We start from the raw sequence: 25,693 nt of genomic DNA, 5'->3' as shown, positions 1-25,693 counted from the left end.
TGAATTTTTTATTGTTAGAGATATCGTCAAAAATTGTACATATTCAGGGAATAGGGAATAGGTATGGAGGGAATAGGGAATAGTGGAGAAATAATTGATTATTTGTGTACGATATATATATAGATTGAATTTTTTATTGTTAGAGATATCGTCAAAAATTGTACATATTCAGGGAATAGGTATGGAGGGAATAGGGAATAGGGGGAAAATAATTGATTATTTGTGTACGATATATATATAAATTGAATTTTTTATTGTTAGAGATATCGTCAAAAATTGTGCATCTTTTATCTGTTAATACTTTAGGCTTTGCGTGTGGCAAAAAAGAGGAGGTTTTTTGCTACCTATAGCTGCAAAATGTGAGTATTTTGAGAAGATAAGAGCAGAAAAATCAAGTAAAAATTCTTTAGACTACCTCCTCTATAATTCTCATTTATTCTAACAACTCCCTACTCCCTAAAAATACTTTTTCAGCAAACCCTAATTAAACCTTCAACACCTCACCCCAAACTCTTATAGGCTCGCCAAAAACATATACTACTTCTGCATTACGTTTTTTTACAGTTCCCCCATTTTCTGACCTTAACCATGCTTCAGCCTCTTCTAATGTCCAAAAATACTTAGCACCATGGTCATAAGGATCTAGTTTGTTATTTTGAGCAAAATATGGTTTCTTCTTAGACACTTTAACGACTCCCTTAATATGTTATATAAATTAAATAGATACTTATACCAATTCGATGGATGTTTGCTAAAAATAACTAGGCTATTTATTAGGAGTCAGGTAGGGTAGCCCTCGGATTAGCGACGTAGAGAATGAATTACTTCGATACCATTTTTGAGCTATGAAATTCTCTTTTTCATCAAAGGAACATTTTTGGTAAAGTCCTTTATTTAATTACACTTATTATTCATAAAGTTCTTGTTTCAAAATGGTATTAGAGCTGATTTATAAATCCAGTCATTATAGCAATTATACAATTAACAATTATCATGTCAGCCACAGCAAAAAAAATTAATAATTACCTCTCCCTTTTAGGGAGAGAATTAAGCAATTAAAGAAAAGATTTTTTTCCTTTAAAAGGCAGTGTTTAAACCTGAATTATTTAATTATTAATTATTTGGTAATATAATGCTTTTCCTGGAGAATACTAGCAAACAGCTAAGTTGACAAATCAGCTCTTATTTCATTAACCACCAAGAAAACGACCTGCCATTCCCATTACATCAGCTATATCAACATCTCCATCTCCATCAGCATCCAAAAAGCTATTTAAAACATTATTAGATGCTTCCTCAGAATTTTGAGTGTCATTGCCAGTTTTTAATAAATTGAGAATTACTGGAACTAAAGCAGGTAGTAAATTCTGAATTTGTGAGACATCAAAACCTGTTTTTTCAGATATACTTTGAGCAATATCAGTTATTTGACTAGGGGAAAATAGAGAAGCAAGCGCTAGGGGGTTGGGAGTTGTACCTGCAAATTGATTGATAATTTCTTGAACTCCTGTACTACCTGACTCTTCTCGTTTTTGTTGTAAAGCTGAACGTACATGACCACCCAAAATTGACATGGCAGCTTGAGTTGCGCCAAAATCTCCTCCTAGATTACCGCTTAGTTGCTGCACTGTACCAAGAATATTACCCAATTGACTACTACTAGCCTCTTGATTAGGATTATTAATAGCACCAACAATTTGATCGAAAAGTCCCATATTTTTTAACTCTAATTAACTTTTTTTCAGTTGTTAACAAACAGTTCAGAGAGTATTTTACCCTCACTGAACTCTTATACATTATCCATTTGACTGATTTAAATAGCTACCCAAAAAAGTTTCTACTTCATCAGCAGTAGGTTGAGCCGTAATTGCTCCTACTTGAGTAGCAGTTAACGCCCCCACAGCACTAGCATAAGTAACAATTTGTTTTGCTACCCCTGGTTGCTGTAAACGGCGAATACCATATTGACGCAATTGATGTATAAAACCTGCCACAAACCCATCTCCTGAACCAGTAGTATCTACAACATCTAGTGAAAAAGCAGGTACATTTCCTTCATTTTCTGACAAATAATAAGCACACCCTTGATTACCTGCTGTTACTAATGTACCTTCTACCGAATCTAATCTGTAAGTAATTGCACCAGGGTCAGTAGAATCAAATAGCCACTCAGCTTCTTCTAGAGAAAGCTTGACAAAATCTACTCTTTTTAGTAAAGAATGTATCAGTGTCCTAGCATCATCAGGATTAGGCCAAAATGAAGGACGCCAATTGACATCTACCATAATCTTAAGATGATATTGGTCAGCCAAATCAAGAGCTTGATAAATAGTTTGTCTAGTTTCAGGATAAGCTAGTCCTAGAGTTCCTAAGATTAAAAATTCACCATTCAAAAACAAAGATTCTGGCAGCAGTTCAGCTTTAAGGTGGGTATCGGCAAACTCTGTTGTTGGATGTTCTCCAAAACCAGCAAATTCACGCTCCCCAGTTGTGGAACGTAAAACATAGACCTTTCGTGTTGGTGCATAAGGATGTCCCTGGATACCTGAAGTATCTACCCCTATTTCCTGTAAAAGTTGTACCAGTTTTTTACCTTCTGAATCCTCACCCACAGAGCTAATCAAGGTGGCAGAAGTACCCAACTTGACTAAACCACAGGCAACATTAGCAGGTGCGCCACCAGGGTAGGTTGTCCAAGAGTCAACTTGATTTAAAGTTTTGTCAGGTTGGTCCGCTAGACAATCAAATAAAATTTCACCAAGGCAAATAGCATAGGGATGGGTCATATTGATTTAAGTATCTGAAAACTATAAATTGGTAATCAAAAATAGGAAATAATTAAAGATTTTGATGACTACCAAAATCAAAAATTTCTTTAGATATTAATCATAAAAAGAAATTTATTCCACTTTCTAGAGGCTTTCCTGTACTTTTACCACTTAATAGATTGTCATTAATGTAATTTTTGTCAAGATGTCTCTAAAATTATAATTAGGCAGATATACACATATAGGAAAAAGTTATGACCGGTTGCAAGTCTCAAACCCATATATCCCTTTCTGATAGGGAATTGCAAGTTCTGGAGCTAGTAGCAGATGGATTGACCAATGAAAAAATCGCTGAGAAGCTAGAAATTAGTAAACGAACCGTAGATAACCATATTAGTAATATTCTTAGTAAAACTTCTACTCATAATCGAGTAGAATTGGTTCGGTGGGCTTTGCAGTGGGGCAAAGTATGTTTGGATGATATAAATTGTTGTAATGTAGAACAGCAAACTGAATAGTTACTAAATCATAAGTTTGGAAAATTATTTATTTTAAATCAATGTCGTTAGAGGAATCTATTCATTAATTGATAATTAACAATGAATAATGGCTCGTGGCTCGTGAAAACTATCTCTAATTATCAATTATCCATTGAAAAGGAGAAGTTTTAAACTTTTGGGGATTAATTATCAATTATCTATCAACTATCAATTATCCATTGGTAAGTCCCCAATTGGAGTTAGCAGTGAGATGAATGATGACCAATAATATAAATAAATTCCCTGATTTGATTTGATTAAATAATTATTAATAAGTCATGTTAGAATGGGAATAGTGCTAATGCTCGTCAGGTATTTATGGATTAGCCAACCCAACATAATTCTTCAATGAGTAAATACTAGAATGGAGACTGCGAAACAGAAACAACAACGTTATCAATTGAGCTGTCAGGGACTCCCACTCGCAGTCTATCGAGAAGTAGCAGCTCATTTACGTCAAGTAGGCAAAGTACAAGTTGGTTTATTTTCTCCTCCTTCCTCAGAGCTATTTGACTACAACAAAAGCCAAGTAGGAGGATTATGGTTAGAGTATGCTGAAGATGCTGAAGATGCTATTCGTCAAAAAGTAGACCAAATCTTGGCCTATTATGAAGAAATATTTGGTCATTGGGAAGAAAATTTAGATGATAGCTAGTAGTGATAGAGATGTCTATCGATCAAAATACTAGGGACTAATCAAAGTCCCCTCTACTGATTTTTTGATTAATTTTGTTCTAAATTGCTAGTCTTAAAACCCCTCTATAATTAAATCTGGTTAAATACTTATTATTATAGCTGGGATAGTAGGGGAGTAGGGGAGATTAAATATTGAAGTATATTTATAAACATATACTAGACATCTGGTGGAAAATAAATAAACCTTTTAGTTATATTAGCTAAAGAAAGAAAAAGTCACCATAAAAAATCATTTTTCCAGCCTTTTTTGTAAAAATATCTTACCTGTTCCCTGTTCCCTGCTCCCTACTATGCGCAAAAAATCTATATATTTTTCACGCCTAGGTCTACTATATAACCAGATTATATCTATAAATATTAAAATATTAAACAAAATTCTTAATTAGGGAATAAGAAGCAGGTAATCTGTAGGATAAATTACCTGCATCAAAAATGCTATAACTGTTCAAACATCAGAGATGTTAATATGCCACCAATACCATCTTATTTAATACCTCTAATAATTATATTAGTAATTGTACCATCTTTTGTAGCTATCCTATTAAGGATGGTACTTTATTTTGACTTAGCAAATCAGGGAAATAAAGTTAGGAGACTCATTAATCAGCAGTCAGTAAATAAGCCAAGATTTATCGAATATTTAGAGGGAAGATTTGCCGATGCTAGTAGTAAACTAGAACAAGTTAATACAGGAGCATTAATAGATCAAGTTTATAGTAGACAGCGATTATTAGGATTAGTTTCTTATGAACAAATAGAATATTTTTGTCGTATTTTACCTAATCTACTTGTATCTTTTGGATTATTAGGAACTTTTGTCGGTATTACTATTAATTTAACTTCTTTGAGCCAGACAATTAGTGATACTAATGCTACCGATGTTAGTAGTTTGCTCCAGGAATTAGAAGTACCATTACAAGGTATGGGAACTGCTTTTACGAGCAGCTTAGTAGCAATATTATTTAGTGCTATAGTTACATCAGTTAATTTGATTTTTAATACTAGCCTTGCCAAAACTAGATTAGTTAGTTTACTAGAAGATTATTTAGATAATATTTACTTACAAACTATTGAAGGTCAAACTCAGATTGACAAAGTAGTAAAAGCTGTCGCCTATTCCTTTGAAGGATTTTTAACAAGATTTGGTCAAACAGTTAGAGTAGGAGTAGAGTCAGCTTTACAAGATAAAATTCAAGAAATTCATAATGCTAATGCTACTACAAGTAAATTAGCAGAACAGACTTTTGTAAGATTAGGAGAAGCTGCTGCTACCGTTGCTAAAAGTTCTAAAGATTTTCAGATAGCTTCTGATAGATTTCTAGAGGTAGCACAGATATTTGAACATAGTCAATTTCCGCAAAAGTTGGCTAATTCTACAGCAGAATTAGCCAATATTCAAAGTAATTTTTCCCAGTCAACTTCTACTCTAGCTGCTGCTGTTCAAGCGATTGAAATAGTAGTAATTGAACTCCAGGGATATAGTAAGAGACTAGCTAAGTTTGGAGAACAAGTTACTAATAGTAATCAAACTTCATTAAGACTATTAGAATCTCATCAAAGTAATCAACAATCTTTTGCGGAGATGATTAGGCAACTACAGGAAGCGTCACAAGGTTTTAATTTAGCTGTAGGAACTCTAGATAGTTTGCAAAGAAGAGTAGTATCTAAAGCAGATAATTTAGAGGAAGTACAAATCCAACTAAAAACTTTAGCAAATGCCTTGAATAATTCTACCGATGGTATTAGTCAGAGCATTAAATCTTTAGGAGACCAAATAAATAAAGGTATGAGTACCCAAGCTAATATTAATAATTCCCATTTAAGTGTCATAGCGACAAATTTACAGGAATATATAAATCAAATGCATGCAACTAAAAATGAAATTCATCGTCTGACACACACTATTGATAAACTAGCAAATCAATAGTTCAACAATTAATAATTAATAATTAATTATTACCTCTTATTATAAATAAGAGGATTGCCTAAAAGGAATTTTTTTTTCTCCATGAATGGAGAGGATTTATACCTTAATTTTTCGGTAACTCAGTTATCAATTGTTAACACCTCCGGCTGATTTATAGTCATTCTGAATAAGACTGGGACGAGTGTTTCTTTCCTGGAAAGGGTGTTCTAGCTAAAAAAGTGTTTCATCCTTATTTGAAATGACTATAGAAGGCAATAAAATCCGAAATTTCCTTTTTTATTCCCTTGAAAGTGGAAGCTTGAGACCTTATTTATTGCTAACCAAAACCCTATAAAACACTAGCTATATTTTAGTCAAGATATGGCGTTTCTCAAATTACTACTCCCTATTCCCTATTCCCTATTCCCTAATTTTATAATTATGCGTCATCGTTCACGAATTATTGAGGATAATCGCGACCTAGAAGTTTGGCCAGCTTTTACAGATTTAATGTCTAATTCTTTTATGATATTAAGTTTGTTATTACTCTTAGCTATTATTAAGTCTCTGTTTATAGAATCAATTTCTGATGCTAATCAAAATCGGGCTATCAAACTACAACAAGAGATTAGTCGTTTACAAAATCAACTCCAACAAAAGACGAATCAAGTAACAGGTTTACAAGGAAAAGTTGGAAATTTACAAAACCAAGTTACACAACTTCAAGGATTAGTCACTACTTCCAAAGACAAGTTGGAACAAAAGTCGAATAGGGTGACAGAATTAGAAACAGAAATTGAAAAATTGAAGTCTCCACCTGTAATTGTAATTAGAGATTCCCAGTCTCGGAGATTTGCATCAGGAAGTGCCGAAATATCGGGAGATTTAAAAGGTTTTATTGAGGAAGATTTAGTTAAACAAATTGAGGATTTTGCTAAAGAATATCAAGGTTATGTTGTTGAAGTAATTGGTCATACTGATGGTCAGGTAAATAGGGGAAGTATTAGTAATTTAGATACCCAGTTAGAACCAGTTGCTAAGGGTAATGAATCTGTTAGTAGTTTAACAGCAGGATCGAATGCAGATTTAGGTTTAATGCGCGCTCTAGCAGTGGTACAAAGACTGCAACAAAATCCTCGTCTGCAAGAATTGGGCTTAAAATTTAGAGCTTATTCTGCTGCACAATTATATAATCCCACCGGAAATTATGCTGGGGCAAATCGAAGTCCAGATCAGAGTCGGCGACGGATAGAAGTTCGGTTTACTCCTAGTGCAGTTGAGAGATGAAGTCAGAGGGTGGGAAGTGTGAGGAGTGTGGGGAGTAGGGGAGTAGGGGAGTAGGGGAGTAGGGGAGTAGGGGAGTAGGGGAGTAGGGGAGATTGAAGTATACTATGTCTGAAAAATACCTACAGCGTTTTTCAGATTGATGAACCACATCTTCATAACCAAAATCCTGTAGGGGCAAATGGCCATTTGCCCCTACTGTGGTCTAGCGAAATGAAAACGGCTGTAAGTTGCATTAACAGGACTTACGCATGAGGTACGAAAAACTAAGATTTGAGATGGTTTCCCTGTCAGTCGCAATGACGAAAAACTGAAATGATTACGGCAAAACATAAACGAGTGCTAATTCTGGGTGGTATTGGAGATAGCTTGAAACTAACAGCTTTAGCCTCTAGCATACCAGGGTTAGAGGTAATAAATTCTCTTGCGGGTCGCACTCGTCAACCTGTTGTGACATCTACCCCTACACGAATTGGCCCTTTTGGTGGTGTATCTGGGTTGAGAAACTATCTACGAGAACAAAAAATAGATTTTTTAATTGATGCGACTCATCCTTTTGCCAGTCAAATTTCCTGGAATGCAGCGATCGCCACTTCAGAACTAAATATTCCCCGTTTAATGTTTGTCCGTCCTCCTTGGAAAAAGATTGAAGGCGATCGCTGGCTCGAAGTCGAAAGTAACAAAGCTGCTACTAGGGTTTTACCAGAATTAGCTTCACGAATATTTCTGAGCATCGGTCGCCAAGAATTAGTAAGTTATGCTCACCTCAAAGACCTCTGGTTTCTGATGCGGATGATTGAACCACCACAACCACGGACCCCAGTACCTCCAGGAAAAATACTGACTGAGCGGGGACCTTTTTCTCTGGAAGAAGAGCGATCGCTTTTGCAAAAATATGAAATTGAGGCAGTAGTCAGTAAAAATAGTGGTGGTGATGCTACCTACCCTAAAATTATTGCTGCACGAGAATTAGGAATTCTAGTGGTAATGATACAGCGTCCGTCTCTTCCTGGAGGAGAACAAGTTAGTGATGTAGAAAGTGCAGTTTCTTGGCTCAGAAATTATAGTAATTGACTATAGGGAGAAAAGTAATTTTTGTCTGTTTTACCCCGGAAGTGATCAAAGTTATTTAGATGTGCCAAAGTAGTTTATAATTTAAAGTTTACCTCAAAAAAAAGTCTTTTTATATCTCATTTGTCAATCATTAGCTCTCAATAAAATTGGCAAAAATTAATATCTGAAAATTATTGCGATTATGACCTGTAATGCTTATTATTGATTTGGTAGCGATCGCTAACTTTTAAATTATAATTCTGAGGTGGTAAAGCTTAACCAAAACTTAATTTTTTTTTAACCAAAACTTAAATTCATTAAGGAATAATATTTACAATTTCAAAAAAATACCCCAAATATTGATTTGTATTTGGTTTTGTATCTAAGCATCTTAGTTTCCAAGACAATACAGAACTGATGCTTACTACTTACCACTGACCAGAATATCAGATTTTAAGCCTCCCTATTCCAGGAGATACTGTTAACTGATAACTGAAATAATACCCACTCTAATTGATAGATAAAACAAGATTATGGACAGACGTAAATTTGTTAAAAATTCATCTCTATTTGCTTTATCATTAGCAGGAGCAAAATTAGCTAATTTAACTTTGTCATCTCAGACATTAGCTCAGGTTAAAGAAATAAAATTTGGCATTATTTCTACCGAGTCTCAAACCAATCAAAGACCAATTTGGGAACCATTAATTAAAGCATTTTCTGATTCTATTGGTTTACCAGTTAAGGCATTTTATGTAACTCAATATGTAGCAGTAATTGAAGCAATGCGAACTGGTAATATTCATCTAGCTTGGTATGGAGGAAAATCTTATATTGAAGCAGCAAAACGTGCTAATGCAGAAGCCTTTGCTCAAACAGTAGATACAGAAGGTGGTAAAGGTTATTACTCTCATTTAATTACTAACAAAAATAACCCCATCGTTGCAGAAGCTAAGGCAATGGGAGGAGATAAATATGTAATAAAAAATGCAGCAAATTTAACTTTTGCTTTTAATGACCCGAACTCTACATCTGGCTTTTTAGTACCGAGTTACTATGTTTTTGCTCAAAATGGAGTTGACCCAAAAAAAATATTTAAACGTTTAGTTTTCTCTGGAAGTCACGAAGCAACAGCTTTAGCAATAGCTAATAATCAAGTAGATGTAGCTACTAATAATAATGAATCTTTAGATAGACTACAACAAACAAATCCTAAAGCAAGAGCAAATATAGAAACTATTTGGACTTCTACTTTAATTCCTAGTGACCCCATTGCTTATCGTAAAGATTTACCAGCAGATTTAAAACAGAAAATTCGTAATTTCTTTTATAACTTTAAAGATGCCGCAGTTCTTAAACCTCATGGTTGGTCTGGGTTCGATCAAGCAAATGATCAAACTTGGAATCCGATTCGAGAATTAGATATTGCTAAACAAATTTTGGAGTTGGAAAATAAGGAAAATTTAAGTGCTAAAGATAAACAAAATTTAGAACAATTACGTCAAGAATTACAAACTGTAAAAAGTAACTAATACCAGTTTGATAAATGTTTGCTACAAATAGCTAGGGTACTTTTTAGGAGTCAGGAGGTAGGGACGTTGCATAAGGGCGTCCGTACGGAGTCGCATGGGAATGGCTTTAATACGATTTTTTAGGTCATAAATCATATTTTTTGTCCAAGGGACATCTCCTGTCAAGTATTTTTATCGCTCTTACTATTCGTAACATTCTTTTTTCAAAATGGTATAAAACAGGAAAAAACAGAAGGTGTTAAGTTTTTTAGGGTAGATGAAGCGGGAATGATTTAAAAAAATCTTTTTATCCAATCCTCTTCTTTTGAAGAAGAAAAAGAGGTATAGCGCTACGCGCAAGTCAGAAGTCAACCCCGCCCTTTCTTTCCCAAGGTGGTTATAACTCAGAAGTAATGTCTGATATCAAATCCGTTTGATTGGACATAAAAAAAAATTCTCCAATCGTCATAACTACTAAATGTTTGTGATTCTTTCTCCTCCTGACTCCTGACTCAATTACGATTTAACCAATCTATAACTGTTTAACCGGATTTGATATGACTGAGTTTTAGGATTGAGTAATGTCCTGACCTTTGCTTAGAGTGCTATAATTGTTAATTATTAATTATTAATTATTAATTTAAGAAAAAGACTTATTACTATACTAAACAGCACTTATTTCTTCCTTGTTGCTTTGCTTGATAAACTCCTTTATCTGCTCGTGATATCATATCATCTAAGCTCCGATCTTTAATAGAATATGTAGTAACTCCAATGCTGATGCTTAACCGGAGATTTCCCTGGTCAGTTTCAATAATATTACTAGCTACCATTTGTCTAATTCGCTCTGCTAATGTAAGTGCTTGGTCTCCATGAGTTTCAGGCAAAAGAGCCATAAATTCTTCTCCACCATATCGACCTAAGAAATCAACATTACGAATAGTATTTTTAATACTTTTAACTACTGTACATAGAGCTATATCTCCTACTTGATGACCGTAGTTATCGTTAACTTTCTTGAAGTGATCTAAATCCATTAATAAAATAGAAAAAGGCGGACCATATCTACTAACGCGATTAAATTCTTGATGACCAAAATTAAACAAACTACGACGATTTAATACTCCTGTAAGGGGGTCAGTATTGGCAATTTTTTGAACTTTTGCTAAAGCATTTTGCAACTCTTTTTGTGTATATTTTAATTCATCAATTGTATGTTTTAGGAGTAAATGATTCCGAATTCTAGCCAAAAGTTCGGCTTTTTTAAATGGTTTATTAATATAATCAACTGCTCCCGATTCAAAAGCATTTATTATGTGTTCCTGTTCATTACTAGCAGTGATAAAAATAATCGGAATCTCAGCATATTCTGGATCGCTTTTTAAGTGCTTACACACTTCTAATCCATTCATGTCAGGCATCATTAAATCTAGTAAAATTAAATCTGGTTTTGAAGCCTTAACCCTTTCTATTGCTTGATAGCCACCCTTGGCAAAAGTCAGACTATAACCTACAGGTTCTAAGATTACTCTTAACAATTTCAGATTAGTAGAAATATCATCAACTGCAAGGATATAAAAATTTTCAGGTTTAAATGGTTCTTCTTTCAGCATATTCTTAATTAAAAAAGCGGTTAGCGGTCAGCGGTCAGCAGTCAGCAGTAAACCTTTAGAAGGAGATTTCAACCCCTCCTAAACCTTCCGGTTTATAGAAACCGGGGATTTAAACCCAGTAGGGGCGATTCGCGTAATTAGGAGCATTCCGGAACGGAAATCGCCCCTACAAGCTAAAAGCTGTTTCGCTACGCGACATGTTTGCGGAGCATTCCGTTAGGAAAAAACGTAGTTCCTCCGCAGGAGGCTAGCTGTTTGCACAGCATTCCGTCAGGAAATGCTAAAAGCTAATAGCTCGTTAATAATAATTAGGGGCTTGTCTCAATTAAAGATAATTCAGGAATTTGTTCTGGCATTTTTTTCAAGATTTTTTCAATTATATACAGCTCTTTATAATATTTTATAGCGCTTTTCACAAAGTTAGAAAAAAAACTTCTTCCTTCTCTCCTAGGTAATATGAGCCTTCTTCCTTTAAACCCAAATCTCTGTACTCTAAAAAACATGAAAACTGCTATAAAGCATCACATATTACTGTAAAATGGTCAATAGTTTCAGGAATTTTATCCCAGTCAAAATCATCAATTTGTTGAGTTAGTTTCTGAGTATATTCTCTTAATAACTGACACTGATGCTCTTCTGCCCAAACATTCAAACGAGCGACAAATTTTTCCAAATCACTTATAGCTAAAGTTTGCCGTAATTTTAGCCAATTAGTTTCTGCTTCCTGATTCAGCTTATCTCGCAATTCATCTAATCGTATTGGTTTCCCAGAAATAACCTTTGTTTCGGTAAAATTATCTAATTCTTCTGTCTCAATTTCAGGTGTAGTAGCACCAGAAATAATCGGAAAAATTTTCTTCATTTCTGCCACCAACTGAGTACGACTAACAGGTTTACGGAGAAACCCTTCACATAAAAACTTCAAGTCAAACTCATTTTCAAGTTTTGATGAAGCAGTCAGCATCACGATCGCTATGTGTTTGGTTTGTTCATCTTGCTTCAAGAATAACGCTGTGTCTCTACCATCAATACGAGGCATCCGCAAATTGAGAAAAATCAAATCTGGGAGTTCTGCTTTTGCGATTTGGATTGCTTCTTCCCCATCACCAGCAAAAAACAGTTGGTGAGATGTTTGATAAAAATATCCAGCAATTAAATCCCGATTAGAAGCTATATCATCAACCACTAGAATTTTTAAAGGGGAAAACTGGCGTAAATTGTTATCTTTTTCTGCTAATAAGTTAGATTCTACAGGGGTATGTGTAATTTGTACTCTAGGAAAACTGAGGATAAATTTACTCCCCTTTTCTAACTCACTTTCTAGCTCAACTGTACCACCTAGAATATCTACAAGACGACGAGTAATTGTTAAACCTAACCCAGTACCTCCATATTTGCGACTGGTTGTACTGTCACTTTGAGTAAAAGCATCAAAAATATCCTGTTGTTTTTCTGGAGCAATACCAATTCCTGTATCTTCTACAGAGATTTCTAAACCAATTCGATCGCTTTGAATATTATCAACATTGTATGAATTTACAGAAACCTTAATATATCCGCTCTCAGTAAATTTAATAGCATTTCCGATTAGGTTGAACAGGATTTGTTGCAGTCGTACTCTATCGAATAAAATTGCATGAGGTACAGTCGGGGAAATCTCCATGTAGTAATTTAGACCTTTATCAGCAGATTTTGCCAGAAATATTTGTTGGACTTCCTGCACTATGGAAGTGATGTCAACAGGTTCATAATTCAGCTCTAGTTTTCCGGCATCAATTTTGGAAACATCTAAAATGTCGTCGATCAGAGCCATTAGAGTTTTACCAGTTGCCAACACTGAGGCTAAATAGGATTTACCTACAGGATCGGTAACAAAAGATTGCAGCAACTCAGAAAAACCCAATACTGCATTCATGGGAGTGCGAATTTCATGGCTCATATTTGCCAGAAACTCACTCTTAGCTTTATTAGCTGCTTCAGCTTGTTGTTTCGCTTCTAGGAGGGCGGTATTATTTTCAGCTAATTCATTTTTGCGTTCAACTTCTTGCTGTAGTAGATTAGCTTGGGCGATAGCAATGCCAACTTGAGCTGCAACTGCCTCAAGTAGTTGAATTTCACTATTTGTCCATTCTCTGTAGCGATCGCATTGATGTAATCCTATTATTCCGTTAAGCTGGCCTTGATAAAAAGTACCGACTGCCAACATTGATTTAAGTTGAATTTGACAACAAAGTGGTGTTACTGCTTGTAGTAGGGGATCAGCATAAACGTCATTGGAGGCGATAGCACTTTCCTGACTCACTAACTTTTGCAGATGAGGATTTTCTTCTATTGGTATTTTTATATCTAACATTGACTCCACTTCTCCAATCAGATGTTCTGCTGCCAAGGGTATTTGCGTTACAGGATCAGGGATATAGAAATGAATTAAACAACGATTGGGTTGGAAAATTTTCCCTATTTGCTCGACAGCAATTTGGAAAATCTTTTCTGTATCTAAACTACTACGAATCCCATCAGTAATGCGTTTGAGTAAAAGACTTTGCTCAAGCTGTTGTCGTAAGGCTTCTTCTGCTAGTTTCCGTTCAGTAATATCTTCTGCAATACCCGTAAAGCGGATTACTCTGCGGGTAGAATTGAATAGGGGAAATGATCTAATTTGAATCCAACGAATTTCGTCATCATTACGAAAGATCCGAAAGGTTTCATCAAAAGGTTCCTGAGTCTCTATATGAATCTCGAAAGCTGCTACCAAAGTACGAAGATCATCGGGATGAACAGACAATAACCAGGAATCAGGATTTTCATATATACTAGCGCAACTTCTACCCCAAATTTTCTCATAAGCAGGTGAGATATATATTACTTCTCCTTGCTCAGACAAAACAAAAAACACCTGATGAATATTTTCTGCTAATTGCCGAAATTTGGCTTCACTGTCACGCAACGCATTTTCAAAAATTTTTCGCTCTGTGATATCGACACCACAAGCAAGTAATAATTTATCTTTATTTGTATTTGTATCTCCTGCTTGGATCAAGGTTCGATTTAAGATAATATGATATTTTTTTCCTGATGGATCGTGAAAGGTTTCTTCTTTTACCAAAGGCTTGCCTGTTTTTAAGACTTTTAGATCGTCAGACTTAAACTGCATATAGTGTTGACCAAATAAATCCTCATATTTAACTTCTGACAAAGATTTTCCTTCTAAACCAAAACCTACCACTGCTGCTTGATTCAAAAAATGAAATTCAATCCGATCTTCTTCCCAATAACTTTTGAGAAATATCGGTATTGGCAACCCGTCTAAAATATCTGCTAGCATTTGTTTTTGTTGAGCAAGTTGCTTGTTAATTTCTAAGAGATTTTTAGCAAAAATCTTTAATTCTACTTCTTGTTGTTGTAGGGTTTTTGTTACTTTTTGGCGAGTAGTAATATCAAATACAGTTCCGAATACCTTGATGACATTTCCCTCTCGATCCTTAACCCCTTCACCTCGTAATTCTATATATCTAGTAGTACCATCAGTTCTAGATATTTTTAAGTCAATTTTATAAGAATTACCATAAGCTATTGCTTCGTCAAGACACTGTTGCAGTTCCACCCCATCTTCTGGATCGATATACTGGAAATATTCAGTATAGGTAGGTTCTGCATTTGCTGATTCAAAGCCAAAAATCTCCAATAATTCTTCTGAAAAGCTAATTTTTTTAGTGGCAACATCTAGCTGCCAACTACCGATATGAGAAATCCGTTTTAGTCGTTCTCGATCTTGTTGTTGGATAAGTTCATCTAATTTTTGAGAGTTAATATTCTTAACTGCCAACAGTAAATATTTAGGAGAACCATCTGGGTGTCGAATTATCGAACCTATTTCTTGACCCCAAACCAAAGTTCCATTTTGATGAATATATTGTTTTTCTTGGGAAAAGTAGGATATTTCCTGAGAAATAAGTTGCTGAATTGGGGTTGATGTTGATGCTGATTCTAGATTGTTAGGTTGTGTCACCTGGTGATAATTTAGGTTTAACAATTCTGCTTCAGAATATCCCAGAAATTCACATAAAATCTGATTTACTTGTAAAAATTCTCCTGTCAGTGAGCAAATTGCGATTCCTTCTGTAGTATTTTCAAATATTTTTTGGAAGGATTCTTGGCTTTCTTGCCTAGCAATTTCTGCTGCCTGAAAATTTGTCTGGTCTACCAAATTAGCAATAATTCCAGCAATTTTACTATTTTCATCATAATAAGGTGAATAAGTACGAATTATATATTTTTTGCCAATCCGATTTAAGTTGAGCCACCCCTGAATTTCTACAGTTTCTCCTGCTAAACATCTTTCAAATGGTTGTTTTAAAAAAAATTCAAATGTTTTTTCTCCCAAAACTTCTTTGATATTTTTCCCAATTACCCGTTCAGATTTTTGATTAATTAATTTGAGATATGCTGGATTAACTAATTGGTAGTTATAGTTGGTATCTAATAAACATATAGCCTCACCACTTAAGGAAAATATTCGTTCATATATTCTTAAATTTTCATTGATTTTAGGCATATTTATTCAGTTATCAGTTATCAGTTATAGCAATTCCCAAAAAGCGTGAAGTACAAAATTATTTGGTTTTAGGGAACAGGGAACAGGTATGGAGGGAGTATGGAGTAGTAATTCTCGTTTCGTAGGAATAGATAAATAAGAAAAACAACTGTACTCATTAGCTTGGGAAACGCTATATCAGTTATAGGGCTACTTGAAAAGGGAACAGGGAACAGGGAACAGGGAACTTCAGACTATCAAAGGCTTTTAGGATTTATAATTGTCCTAACCTTTGCTTCGAGTGCTATATTAGTTAGTCTCCTGCGGAAGAACTGCCACTCCCCCACTCCCCCACTCCCCCACTCCCCTACTCCCTGTTTTATATCTAAATACTATCAGTCACACTACTAAAATTAAACGCTTTCACCCTCACCCCAGGCAAAACACTATTACCATAACGATCTAGTTTGCTCACAGCATCCACATCCCTTAGCATATCTGGCAAAACCTGATTAAACCGCAAATTTTTAATGGGATAAGCTACTTTCCCATCCTCAACCCAAAAAGTACCATCCCGTGTCATCCCTGTTACCTCTAAAGTCCGGGGATTCACATAACGTACATACCAGGAACGATTCACCAAAATTGCTCGTTCCGTCTGCGAAATCAAATCTGCCAAACTTTGCTCTGAACCCTGCATCACTATTGGGAACATAGATCCAGTAGGTTGTTTGCCTTGTTGAGCTGCCCAATACCGACTATAAGATAAGGTTTGTGGCACACCATCCTTAATTATGTCCAGATAATGATTACTCAACCCATCACCAGAAAAATTCCCTAACTGCAACAAAGGATGACCAGGATAACGTTGTAAATGTACCAACGGACTAAACATTTGTTCCCCGACTCGGTTGCCCTCTGGTTTCCCAGTTTCGTCAGTACGGGACATAAACGATCGCCCTTCATCTGCTGCTCGTGCATCCAGATTAAATATTAGCCAAATCAACAGATCGGCTAAAGCAGCTCCACTGAAAATGACAGGATAAACACCAGGACTAATTTCTTTGGGTTGGCGAGAAGCAAAAGCACGGTTAATCAACTCTTCAGTCATACTTTCAGTAGGTAGTTGATTGATTCCCCAGGCAGTGCGACGACTCCAACTAGAGCCATTTTCGATTCTTGCCGTAAAGCTAAAGTCCGCTTTTGTATATTTGTTACATCCGCGTAACCCAAGTGAGTTAGCGATCGCTCCTAAAGATGTATCTGTACTCAGAGTACCGGAACCATCTACCTCTGCTTTGGCACTCATGGCGCATACCTGTTGGACTATTTCTCCTCGTGTTAAGGGAGAGATAGTAGCAGTCAACTCATCAAAGGCAGGAGTCCTATTTTCGTATTGTTGGGGTTCGAGCAGTGGGACCCACTCTGGGTCTTGTGGGGCGATGCGGGCCAGTTCTTCGGAACGGCGAATGGTGGCTGTAATGGCATCTGGATCTAGTTCTGTAGTGGAAGCGGTGGCGCAACGAGTGCCGAAATAACTGGTGATGTTAAGTTCAAATTTTGTTTTGCTAATATTTTGGCTAATTTGATTTTCTGAGTAGCGAGTTAGGGATGATTCGTTGTTGCTAAGACTAACGAAAATACCTTCGGCGTCAGATTTTTTTACGGTTGTTTCTACTAAGGATAATGCTTCGTCTTGACTGAGAAGATTTGGTTTAATTTCTGTGGTCATTTCAGTTATCAGTTATTGTAAGTATTCAGCCGTTAGCCGTCAGCTATTGCTTTTAGTTTTAGATAAAAGCTTTTTTAAACCTCGCTTAAGGGCGGGGTCTTATTAAGCCACAGTTAAATCTTACTACAAAAGCCGGGTCTTATTCCTGTTAACGTAGTTCTGACCTAGCTAGGAGGCTAGCTGACAGCTAATAGCTGAAAAAGAGTGGCTCCAATTTACTCTCAAAAAGTTAATTCAACCCCTCTGGTTGTAGTTTCTCCCCACACTCCCCTTTGGTTGAGATTTTTTCGGTTTGTAGTAAAGACTTTAGTCTTTTACAGGAAGTAACTTTCAATGGTTGTCGATTCCTGTTTATTGAAGTATAATTGTAATATAAAAGGCGCTCATCTGATTGGCTTTTTCATAGAGCGCCTGGAAAAAAAAGTTAAATCATAAGAGGATTATATCATGGTTAATTGCATTGGTATTAAATCCACTCATTTTTCTCGCGAAATAGATTCAGAAATTCAGGCATTAGTACCTTTAGAAATTAAGATTGAAAGTATTAAACCTGTTGGGATTTCTGAAACTCCTCAAATAGTTTATAGAACTTCAAAAGGACGGTGCAGCACTTTTTTATCTAAAGCAAAGTTTCTGAATTATTTGCTCTGTTTTTTGCAAATTAAACAGCGCAATTTTAGCAAAATTATCAGTTATAATTTTCAGACTTCTGGGATTAACATAAATGCAGAAAATGGCAAGTATTTTATTATTTATTCGGAAATACACGCTTTTCTCGAAAGATATAATAGAGCTGCTTTAGAAAAACTAGAAGTTGAGTTGACTGCTGTTAGTTCTGTGGTTAGAAATCCAATTAAAGGAACTGTAGCTGAGGTAAATAATATTGGCTGTAGTTGTCCTGATATGGTTTATCGTCATAGTATTTGTAAACATCAAATTGCTACTCATTTGTATTTACAATCAAATGGATGGGGTTCTTTAGCAGAATATTTACAACAAAATACAGGGAAAAAGTGGGATGAAAAATTATTGGCTATGGCTGAAGTTGCTAAGTCTGATTTAGGTCTTTGATTAATGGATAATGGATAATTGATAATGGATAATTACCTCTTGTTAAAACCGTTACGGAATTGAAGGTCTGGAAATATCCTAGTGCAGAATGGCGGAAATAAGTGACCAGTTACAAAATCCTAAAAGCCTTACCTTACAATACTTTTGAATTTTTAATTTTGACTTCCGCGTAGTGGCACTAGCACTTTTTTTCCCTATTCAAGGGGAGGCTTTAAACCTGAATGATCTAATTATTTAATTGTTTAATTATTAATTATTTCGGTAAAAGGAAATAGGGAGTAGGTAGGGAAGTTGTATAGTTGTATGGAACTTCCCTACATAGTATAGCGTTTCCCAAGGTAATGAGGTACAGTCGTTTTTCTTCTTTATCTATTCCTACGGAACCAGAATTACTATTCCCTACTCCCTCCATACCAGTTAAGTGTTCCCTAAAACTAGGGAATTTTGTACCTCACGCTTTTTGGGAATTGCTATAGTAAGTTCATAAGCAAAATTAATTACACATTCTATTAACTCTCTGTTCCCTATCTTAACTAGAAAATTCTTAACTAAAAGCACGACTACTTAATATTAATTTTATAAATGTTTATTATACTTTACTTCAAAGGATACCCACCCCTAATACCATTTATCAAAAATATTGCTATATTTGATTGGATCGAGAATTTTAGGCAGGAAAGGAAAGATAGAGAGATATTAAAAGTAGGAATAATCATTACTAACCAAATAATAATTGTCAAAAATAGATAAAAAACTTAGTAAATATTTGACTGTTGAAGTGTAATATTACTTTGATTAATTTGGCATAATATCTCCCAGTAGAGGTCGTATTTAAAAAAAGTAGTGATAGCTGGTAACTGGTAACTGAAATAATTGATAGAGATGTTAAAATTAGGTTAAACATTTTTTAGGAAACAGTTAACCTATGTATGACCTAACTGAATTTAATGTCAGAGATTTGTCTGAATGTGGTTTAATGCTGCGCAGCTTGGGAAAAGATTCTCAGAGTATGGAAGCAGCTAGTAACGTAATTATTAAATATCTATATGAAAATTTAGTTAATCTCCAAACCCAAGAAAAATCCTGTGTACTTATCCGTTTATTTAAAACTCATTCCTACGGAAAATTAACTCCTGAATTACAAAAATATGTACAAAATATCTTGAAAAAAACAGATATTAAGTATGATTTAAAATGCTTAACTCTACTAGCAACTGCTGGTGAAAAACCAGAATGGAATTATCGAGATCAATCATTAGGACATCAAGCAATTCCCCTAGTTAATGAAGAGGCGATCGCTAAAGCTCCAATGATATCTCAAATGATAAAACAATTAGGTCTAGAACCTGGTATACTTATTCAACCAGACCCTACTTTATTTGTTGATGTAGAAAAACAAATTTGTCAAATATTTTATGTACCTGATGCTTTAGATAGTCCTTATATTCCAGCAAAAAAATCATTTGTAATTCCGTTTAATGTTAAATCCGTTCTAGGATGTGGAGGTTTATTACCTTTAGGAGATACCTTTGTTGTACTAATGTTTCTCAAAGTAGAATTGCCAAAAGTTACTCTAGATTTATTGCGTCACTTAACCTTAAATATCAAAATGGCAATTTTACCTTTTGATGACAATAATATTTTTATCAACTCAGGGCAATATAATATTATTAATCAAGTTAAAGATGTAAACGAACAACATAATTATATTGATAATCTTAAATCTGAAGTAGAAGCATTAAACCAATTATTAAATGATTCCCAAAAATCAACAATAACCCAATCTCAAAATTTAGAAAAAGTTATTGAGGAGCTACAAGCAAAAATAGCTAAATTAGAGGAAACTAATACCAAATTACTTCATGGTGAAAAAATGTCTAGTTTAGGACAAATGGTTGCGGGAATTGCTCACGAAATTACTAATCCAATTAACTTTATTAAAGGCAATATTGTTTATGCTCAACAATATACGGAAAGCTTAATTAAACTATTAGCTACATATCAGAAATATTATCCTATTCCAGTACCTGAAGTTGAGGAAAAAATAGATGAAATAGATCCTGAATTCTTAGTAAAAGACCTCAATAAAATATATAAATCAATGAGAAATGGTACTGAGCAAATCTATGAAATTATTGTAGCTATGCGCAACTTTTCTCGACTAGATAAAGCAGAATTTGAAAAAATTGATGTTCAAGAAGCGATTGACAACACATTAATAATTTTAGGAAGTCGTTTGAAAGCTAATTCTCAATATCCAGCAATTAAAGTTGTCAAAGAATATAAAAATTTACCCCTCATAGATTTTTATCCTAATCAACTAAATCAAGTTTTAATGAATATTATTGGTAATGCTATTGATGCTATTAATGAATATAATCAACAACGAACAATTGAAGAGATAAAAAAGAATGCCAGTGTGATTAAAATTCATGCAGAAATAATTACAACAGACTGGCTATAAATTAGAATTATAGATAATGGGCCTGGCATACCACAGGAAGTACAAAAAAAGCTTTTCGACCCTTTTTTTACGACTAAACCTACAGGTAAAGGTACAGGATTAGGATTATCTATTAGTTATCAAATAATTGTAGAAAAACATGGTGGAAATATTATTTGTTGTTCTGCAACAGGGGAGGGAACAACATTTATAATTAAGATTCCTGTTAAACAGAATCTCGGTTAATTATTGTCAAAATAAACTTTCATATATTTATTGATTTTTTTGTATACAAATTAGAGCAAATAAAAAAAATTTAGGACATATACTGATGACTAATCTAATAATTTTAGATAGCTATATCTATCATTTTTCCCTTTTTTTATTCAATATTTATTCCTTCTTCCTTCTTCCTTCTTTCCTAGGGACGTTGCATGCAACGTCCCTACCATTTGTAACAAACATTTATCACACTTGATATAAGTTATTTTCCAGATTTATCCTCACTATAAAGCATCAAAGATAGAGTATTAATTTCTGGGGAAGCTACTAAAAGATTTTGGTCGAATAGTCGATGCCATTGACTTTCTAATGTTAGAGAACGAAAACTTAAATAAGGGAAATTTTCAAAGTTTTTAGTCACAGGTAGAAAGCTATTACTAGAATACATTGATTTAATATAACGCTGAAATTTTTCTCTGATTTTCTCTTTAATTTGATTAAGTTCTAAGTTATTTGTTTCAGGTAGTTTACCAATAGTAAGGGTAGATGTATGGATAGCTAAATATTGGTCAGAAAAACTTTTTTCGTCTCTTAAAGTTTGTGACTGCTCTGAATTTTCTATTTTCCGAATAATACCTAATACATCCTCAGATCCGTTTTTAAGACTTAATGGATAATTTTCAGATTTCCTAATCATAGTTAAATCCTTAAATAATTGCTGTAAATTCGTCTTATTAATTGTAGACAAACTAATTTCATAATTCTCAGCACCCCGATTATTTAAGGGTATAAATATCAAACCACCATTTATATAAGCATTTTGCAGTTTTCCTATTGCCAAAAAATCACTAAATAACCCATTATTTTGATGAAACTTCTGAAATTTATCTATTAAACCTAGATAACTATTTAGTTGTTTTTTAATTTCTCTCTCTTCTACAGCGAATATTTGTTCTAGTTCAGTTTTTAATCTGTTAACAACAACATCTTTAAAACCAGTATTTATATAAGCTTTTCTCAGACCATTGACAAATTCTGAAATAGTCGCTCCTATTGATTGACCAGGGGATGAAATAGCTTTTCCCCCAACTGGAATTACAGCACAATTAAACTTACCAATATTTGCGGTTCCACATATACGAGTTTTCACAGCAGCTTGGAGATTTGCCATTAATATTAACAAGTTTGAGAGACTTTCTTTATATGCTAATTCTGGAGATTCAGAGCTATATAATAATGTAGAACTAATATAAAATTTGAGATACTTTTCTTGATTTTGGTCTATATTTCTATCTCCACGACCTCTATAGATAAGTTGAGTAATTTCCATCAAGTTTCTTTCTATTTCAAAATTAGGAATTACTGCTAATATATGCCTCACTCGTTTAAAAGATAATCCTCTTGAAGCACTGGCAGTCATAAATATTACATCTACTTTATCTTGATATTCTGAGATTGAAGCTCTGTCTAAAATATCAGAATGAATTATTAGGTAATCTTCTTTTTCTTTAAAACCTTTACCTTTTGCAGCAAGTCTGTTTGTCAAATTCGTGATAATTTCTTCTAGTCTTCTTTTATTTTGGATATAAACAATAGTTGGCTCCTGTGTCATTCTCAATTCAATATCATCTAATAATCTCTGATTTTGTTTTTTCTCTAATTCGTCTCTGACTTTATACTCCCTATCTAAATTTTCAAACTTTAGGGTTTTTATCAGAATATCGTATTCAACTTTTAGACTTTTAGCAGGATAAGTAGAAGTATTGATTGCCCATCCTTGTAATTTATTAAATGTAAATTCTTGCAGAATATTGCTCTTATTTCCTCTACCTGGACGAATATAAATTTTGCTTGACTCCGGGTCTTGAGATTGTAAATAATCATTAGCAACTGAAATATCGGCAAGGGAAGCATCTGCGACGATAATTTTAGTATTAAATTCATGTTGATTATCTAACAATTCATATTTCTGTAACTTCTTGATTAATTCATGGAAAAAATACACCCCTCCATCATCACCAGTAATTTCATCAATCATAATTATAATATTAGGAATTACTCTGGATATTTCCCGCATTTTGTGAGGTAAAATTTTCCCATCTCTTTTGTCATAAGCAGCATGAAATATTTTGTCGAAGTGGTCTAATGTTAATTTGCCAGTTTCGGCATTTTTCTTGAGAGACTGTGTGGCAGATGTAGCTACTATATTAATTCCTATATCTTGTTTTTTATAGAAATTTATCAAATCAGTTATTGCTGAAAAAATAGAATCTAAAACTCCCCTATTGAGATTTTCATTAGGAACAATTTTATCGCGAGATTCTCTAGATGCTATTTGTTTATAGCTCTTATCCAAATCTTCATTTTCCAGAAATTTAACACTTGTAGACTTAGGCAAATTTACCAGACTACCCTTAATACAACTTACAGCTTTATTACCTCCATTAGCGCGGATTAAATTTGAGTTACTTTGGATATAAATAAGATTTTGACTGACATTTCCATCCTGATCTTTAAGTTTTTCTTGTATATCTTGATTGACAGAAATTCTAGGTGATAGGTAAATAAATAAATAGTTATTTTCTAATTCTTGAAGAAACTCTACAACTGCCGTAGTTTTACCTATTCCGGGGGCACCTTGAAGTAAGAGCAAATTATCCTCTTGACTTAAAGCTTTTATAACTTCTTGTTTGTGGTTATCCCACTCATCAGCAGTATTTTTAAATTCATCTATTTCTTCGGTATAGGAAAAATTAAACTCTTCTTTCTCTGTGGCAGTATTAGTTTTAATATCTCGAATAAAATTCCGTGAAAAATTCTTTTCAAACTCCCTAAGTATTTTATTAAACACTTTATTTTTGATTTCTTTTCTAGCAGCTTCCGAATTTTTTTTCCTCACTTGTTTGTACAAAGAACCACAATTTTTGAGAAAAGTTAGAAAATTTTGATTACCACCATTACCAGTAACTGCTTGCTCCAGGCGATCGCTAATTCCTAAAACCTGAATATGGGATAATTCAGAAGAATTAAATATCTGATTTTCTGCGGCAAATTCAATAAAATTATCTGCATAACTTCCTGCTTGAATAATTTTCACTATTTCCTTATCAGTTTTGGGAAAAGCATTAATTTTTTCATCAAATTTTGGAAGTAAACTGAGGAGATAATCTCCATATTTATTCTCTAGTAAATTTTCCTCGTTTCCGATATCGACTCCCACCTGAGAAAAAATACTTTTACCCCGACGGTAGTTGTACTCTTTAGAAATAATTTTCTCAATAGTTTCATAATTTCTGAGAGGTTTAATATCAATTAATTCTTTCAGCACAAAAATTGATAAGTCGGCAACAAATAAAGCATATCTATCTTCTTGGGTACGACTATCTTTTTGTTTCAGCAGTAAAATACAGTCTGAGTTTAAAAATTTTCCCGTGTCTTTATATTTTGCGGGGTTTGGTGTTATCCCCAGTTGTTTTGCAGGAATATCAAGAGAATAGTTTTCTCCATTTTCATTGTTGCTTATTTGCTGAATAGTATTGTTATCCCAAAAACAACATTGGAAATATTCAACAGTCACATTTCTTGCTTCCCATCTTTCCGGTTTACTTTTAGACGCTGGTTTATATTTTCCCCACCCAATGTGACGCAACCAGTTATCAACCAAAATATTTGCTTTGATAAAACCCGTAGCAAATATGTGAAACATCCAGTCATAAACTTCATCTCTTTGTCTAGGTGAAACAATACCAATATCATCAGCGATCGCCTCTGCTAAATTTTTCAGTTTTAACCTCTGTAAAAAAGGTAGATAAATATCATATTTTCCTGGAATATTATATGCTTGAAGCAAATTAATAACTCCTACATTAAATCCATCTTCAAAGATAAACCCTGAATGTTCTCTAATACTAAATTTTCCCATCTGACTAACCTATAAAAATTTTGTGCATAATTATATTTTGCCACGATTTTCCATAAAGGAAAAACAGACTCATTAAATGTCTATCCCCAAGGAAAGTTTTTCACATTTGCCTAAACTATTATCGAAAATTCTGATTTTTCTATAATATTTGACTTGTAGATTTTTCTCATAGACATCTTTGGCAAAAATTCCTACCCCTCTACCATAAATCTCTCAGATATTTTCTCTACCTTATTAGAGAGTAACTGCCAAATTTTCCCGAAATCTTATCTAGGGAAAAAACGAGAGTTCAGACAAACCTAACCTCAAGGAAAATTTTCCACTTTTGTCTCAAGTCTGAGTCGAAATTCTGATTTTTCTATAATATTTGACTTGTAGATTTTTCTCATAGACATCTTT

General features: G+C 34.1%; 16 protein-coding genes. 9 read left to right on the top strand and 7 right to left on the bottom strand.

Going from position 1 to position 25,693, the window contains the following annotated elements; translation table 11 throughout:
* Positions 1-484: 484 nt before the first annotated feature.
* The 3 genes from ACP6PK_RS14200 to ACP6PK_RS14190 form a co-directional block, all read right to left on the bottom strand.
* Entirely contained in the window at positions 485-685 is a 201-nt protein-coding gene (locus ACP6PK_RS14200) for a hypothetical protein (RefSeq protein WP_094671307.1), read from the bottom strand.
* A gap of 505 nt (positions 686-1,190) precedes the next feature.
* The gene (locus tag ACP6PK_RS14195; RefSeq protein WP_426560155.1) at positions 1,191-1,715 is read right to left on the bottom strand and encodes a DUF937 domain-containing protein; all 525 of its coding nucleotides are present in this window, start codon (positions 1,713-1,715) and stop codon (positions 1,191-1,193) included.
* An 81-nt stretch (positions 1,716-1,796) separates the two neighbouring features.
* Positions 1,797-2,786 (bottom strand): carbohydrate kinase family protein, encoded by a 990-nt coding sequence (locus tag ACP6PK_RS14190; RefSeq protein WP_426560154.1) that lies wholly within the window; start codon positions 2,784-2,786, stop codon positions 1,797-1,799.
* Positions 2,787-3,022: 236 nt separating this feature from the next.
* Here ACP6PK_RS14190 and pedR point away from each other — a divergent pair, with 236 nt between their 5' ends.
* The 6 genes from pedR (at position 3,023) to phnD (ending at position 9,778) form a co-directional block, all read left to right on the top strand.
* Complete coding sequence (gene pedR / locus ACP6PK_RS14185) at positions 3,023-3,286, top strand: photosynthetic electron transport-dependent transcriptional regulator PedR (RefSeq protein WP_426560153.1); 264 nt, start codon at positions 3,023-3,025, stop codon at positions 3,284-3,286.
* 385 nt (positions 3,287-3,671) lie between these two features.
* Complete coding sequence (locus ACP6PK_RS14180) at positions 3,672-3,962, top strand: hypothetical protein (RefSeq protein ID WP_426560152.1); 291 nt, start codon at positions 3,672-3,674, stop codon at positions 3,960-3,962.
* Positions 3,963-4,469: 507 nt separating this feature from the next.
* Positions 4,470-5,930 carry a hypothetical protein gene (locus tag ACP6PK_RS14175; protein WP_426560151.1) on the top strand — a complete coding sequence of 487 codons (1,461 nt, stop codon included), beginning with the start codon at positions 4,470-4,472 and terminating at the stop codon, positions 5,928-5,930.
* Between the two features lie 420 nt (positions 5,931-6,350).
* A complete protein-coding gene (locus ACP6PK_RS14170; protein WP_094671700.1) occupies positions 6,351-7,196 on the top strand; it encodes an OmpA family protein in 846 nt (281 codons plus the stop codon).
* 312 nt (positions 7,197-7,508) lie between these two features.
* The gene (locus tag ACP6PK_RS14165; protein ID WP_426560150.1) at positions 7,509-8,267 is read left to right on the top strand and encodes a cobalt-precorrin-6A reductase; all 759 of its coding nucleotides are present in this window, start codon (positions 7,509-7,511) and stop codon (positions 8,265-8,267) included.
* A 512-nt stretch (positions 8,268-8,779) separates the two neighbouring features.
* Entirely contained in the window at positions 8,780-9,778 is a 999-nt protein-coding gene (gene phnD, locus ACP6PK_RS14160) for a phosphonate ABC transporter substrate-binding protein (RefSeq protein WP_094676586.1), read from the top strand.
* A 638-nt stretch (positions 9,779-10,416) separates the two neighbouring features.
* Here the strand turns inward: phnD and ACP6PK_RS14155 are convergent.
* The 3 genes from ACP6PK_RS14155 to ACP6PK_RS14145 form a co-directional block, all read right to left on the bottom strand.
* Positions 10,417-11,370 carry a diguanylate cyclase gene (locus ACP6PK_RS14155; RefSeq protein WP_426560149.1) on the bottom strand — a complete coding sequence of 318 codons (954 nt, stop codon included), beginning with the start codon at positions 11,368-11,370 and terminating at the stop codon, positions 10,417-10,419.
* 511 nt (positions 11,371-11,881) lie between these two features.
* The gene (locus ACP6PK_RS14150; RefSeq protein WP_426560148.1) at positions 11,882-15,925 is read right to left on the bottom strand and encodes a PAS domain S-box protein; all 4,044 of its coding nucleotides are present in this window, start codon (positions 15,923-15,925) and stop codon (positions 11,882-11,884) included.
* 364 nt (positions 15,926-16,289) lie between these two features.
* A complete protein-coding gene (locus ACP6PK_RS14145; protein WP_426560147.1) occupies positions 16,290-17,636 on the bottom strand; it encodes a TldD/PmbA family protein in 1,347 nt (448 codons plus the stop codon).
* A gap of 447 nt (positions 17,637-18,083) precedes the next feature.
* Here ACP6PK_RS14145 and ACP6PK_RS14140 point away from each other — a divergent pair, with 447 nt between their 5' ends.
* The 3 genes from ACP6PK_RS14140 (at position 18,084) to ACP6PK_RS14130 (ending at position 21,396) form a co-directional block, all read left to right on the top strand.
* Positions 18,084-18,707, top strand: a complete 624-nt coding sequence (locus ACP6PK_RS14140) for an SWIM zinc finger family protein (RefSeq protein WP_426560146.1) — start codon at positions 18,084-18,086, stop codon at positions 18,705-18,707.
* A gap of 925 nt (positions 18,708-19,632) precedes the next feature.
* On the top strand, positions 19,633-21,171 hold the full coding sequence (locus tag ACP6PK_RS14135) for a hypothetical protein (protein ID WP_426560145.1): 1,539 nt from the start codon (positions 19,633-19,635) through the stop codon (positions 21,169-21,171).
* Positions 21,172-21,396 (top strand): sensor histidine kinase, encoded by a 225-nt coding sequence (locus tag ACP6PK_RS14130; RefSeq protein WP_426560209.1) that lies wholly within the window; start codon positions 21,172-21,174, stop codon positions 21,394-21,396. It begins immediately after the preceding gene.
* 238 nt (positions 21,397-21,634) lie between these two features.
* Here ACP6PK_RS14130 and ACP6PK_RS14125 read toward each other — a convergent pair whose 3' ends face one another.
* Complete coding sequence (locus ACP6PK_RS14125; RefSeq protein ID WP_426560144.1) at positions 21,635-25,294, bottom strand: hypothetical protein; 3,660 nt, start codon at positions 25,292-25,294, stop codon at positions 21,635-21,637.
* Between the last annotated feature and the right edge of the window lie 399 nt (positions 25,295-25,693).

Origin of the sequence: Dapis hubbardiae BLCC-M172 (assembly GCF_050016015.1) — a bacterium.
GTDB lineage: Bacteria > Cyanobacteriota > Cyanobacteriia > Cyanobacteriales > Microcoleaceae > Trichodesmium.
The sequence above is the reverse complement of the archived record's forward strand: the minus strand, read 5'-3'. Positions and strand labels throughout refer to the sequence as shown.

Coding starts and splice junctions, on each gene's coding strand:
- ACP6PK_RS14195 (WP_426560155.1), bottom strand. CDS start 1,715: ATGGGACTTTTCGATCAAATTGTTGGTGCTATTAATAATCCTAATCAA.
- ACP6PK_RS14140 (WP_426560146.1), top strand. CDS start 18,084: ATGGTTAATTGCATTGGTATTAAATCCACTCATTTTTCTCGCGAAATA.
- ACP6PK_RS14165 (WP_426560150.1), top strand. CDS start 7,509: ATGATTACGGCAAAACATAAACGAGTGCTAATTCTGGGTGGTATTGGA.
- ACP6PK_RS14175 (WP_426560151.1), top strand. CDS start 4,470: ATGCCACCAATACCATCTTATTTAATACCTCTAATAATTATATTAGTA.
- ACP6PK_RS14135 (WP_426560145.1), top strand. CDS start 19,633: ATGTATGACCTAACTGAATTTAATGTCAGAGATTTGTCTGAATGTGGT.
- ACP6PK_RS14170 (WP_094671700.1), top strand. CDS start 6,351: ATGCGTCATCGTTCACGAATTATTGAGGATAATCGCGACCTAGAAGTT.
- ACP6PK_RS14180 (WP_426560152.1), top strand. CDS start 3,672: ATGGAGACTGCGAAACAGAAACAACAACGTTATCAATTGAGCTGTCAG.
- pedR (WP_426560153.1), top strand. CDS start 3,023: ATGACCGGTTGCAAGTCTCAAACCCATATATCCCTTTCTGATAGGGAA.
- ACP6PK_RS14155 (WP_426560149.1), bottom strand. CDS start 11,370: ATGCTGAAAGAAGAACCATTTAAACCTGAAAATTTTTATATCCTTGCA.
- ACP6PK_RS14125 (WP_426560144.1), bottom strand. CDS start 25,294: ATGGGAAAATTTAGTATTAGAGAACATTCAGGGTTTATCTTTGAAGAT.
- ACP6PK_RS14150 (WP_426560148.1), bottom strand. CDS start 15,925: ATGCCTAAAATCAATGAAAATTTAAGAATATATGAACGAATATTTTCC.
- ACP6PK_RS14145 (WP_426560147.1), bottom strand. CDS start 17,636: ATGACCACAGAAATTAAACCAAATCTTCTCAGTCAAGACGAAGCATTA.
- phnD (WP_094676586.1), top strand. CDS start 8,780: ATGGACAGACGTAAATTTGTTAAAAATTCATCTCTATTTGCTTTATCA.
- ACP6PK_RS14190 (WP_426560154.1), bottom strand. CDS start 2,786: ATGACCCATCCCTATGCTATTTGCCTTGGTGAAATTTTATTTGATTGT.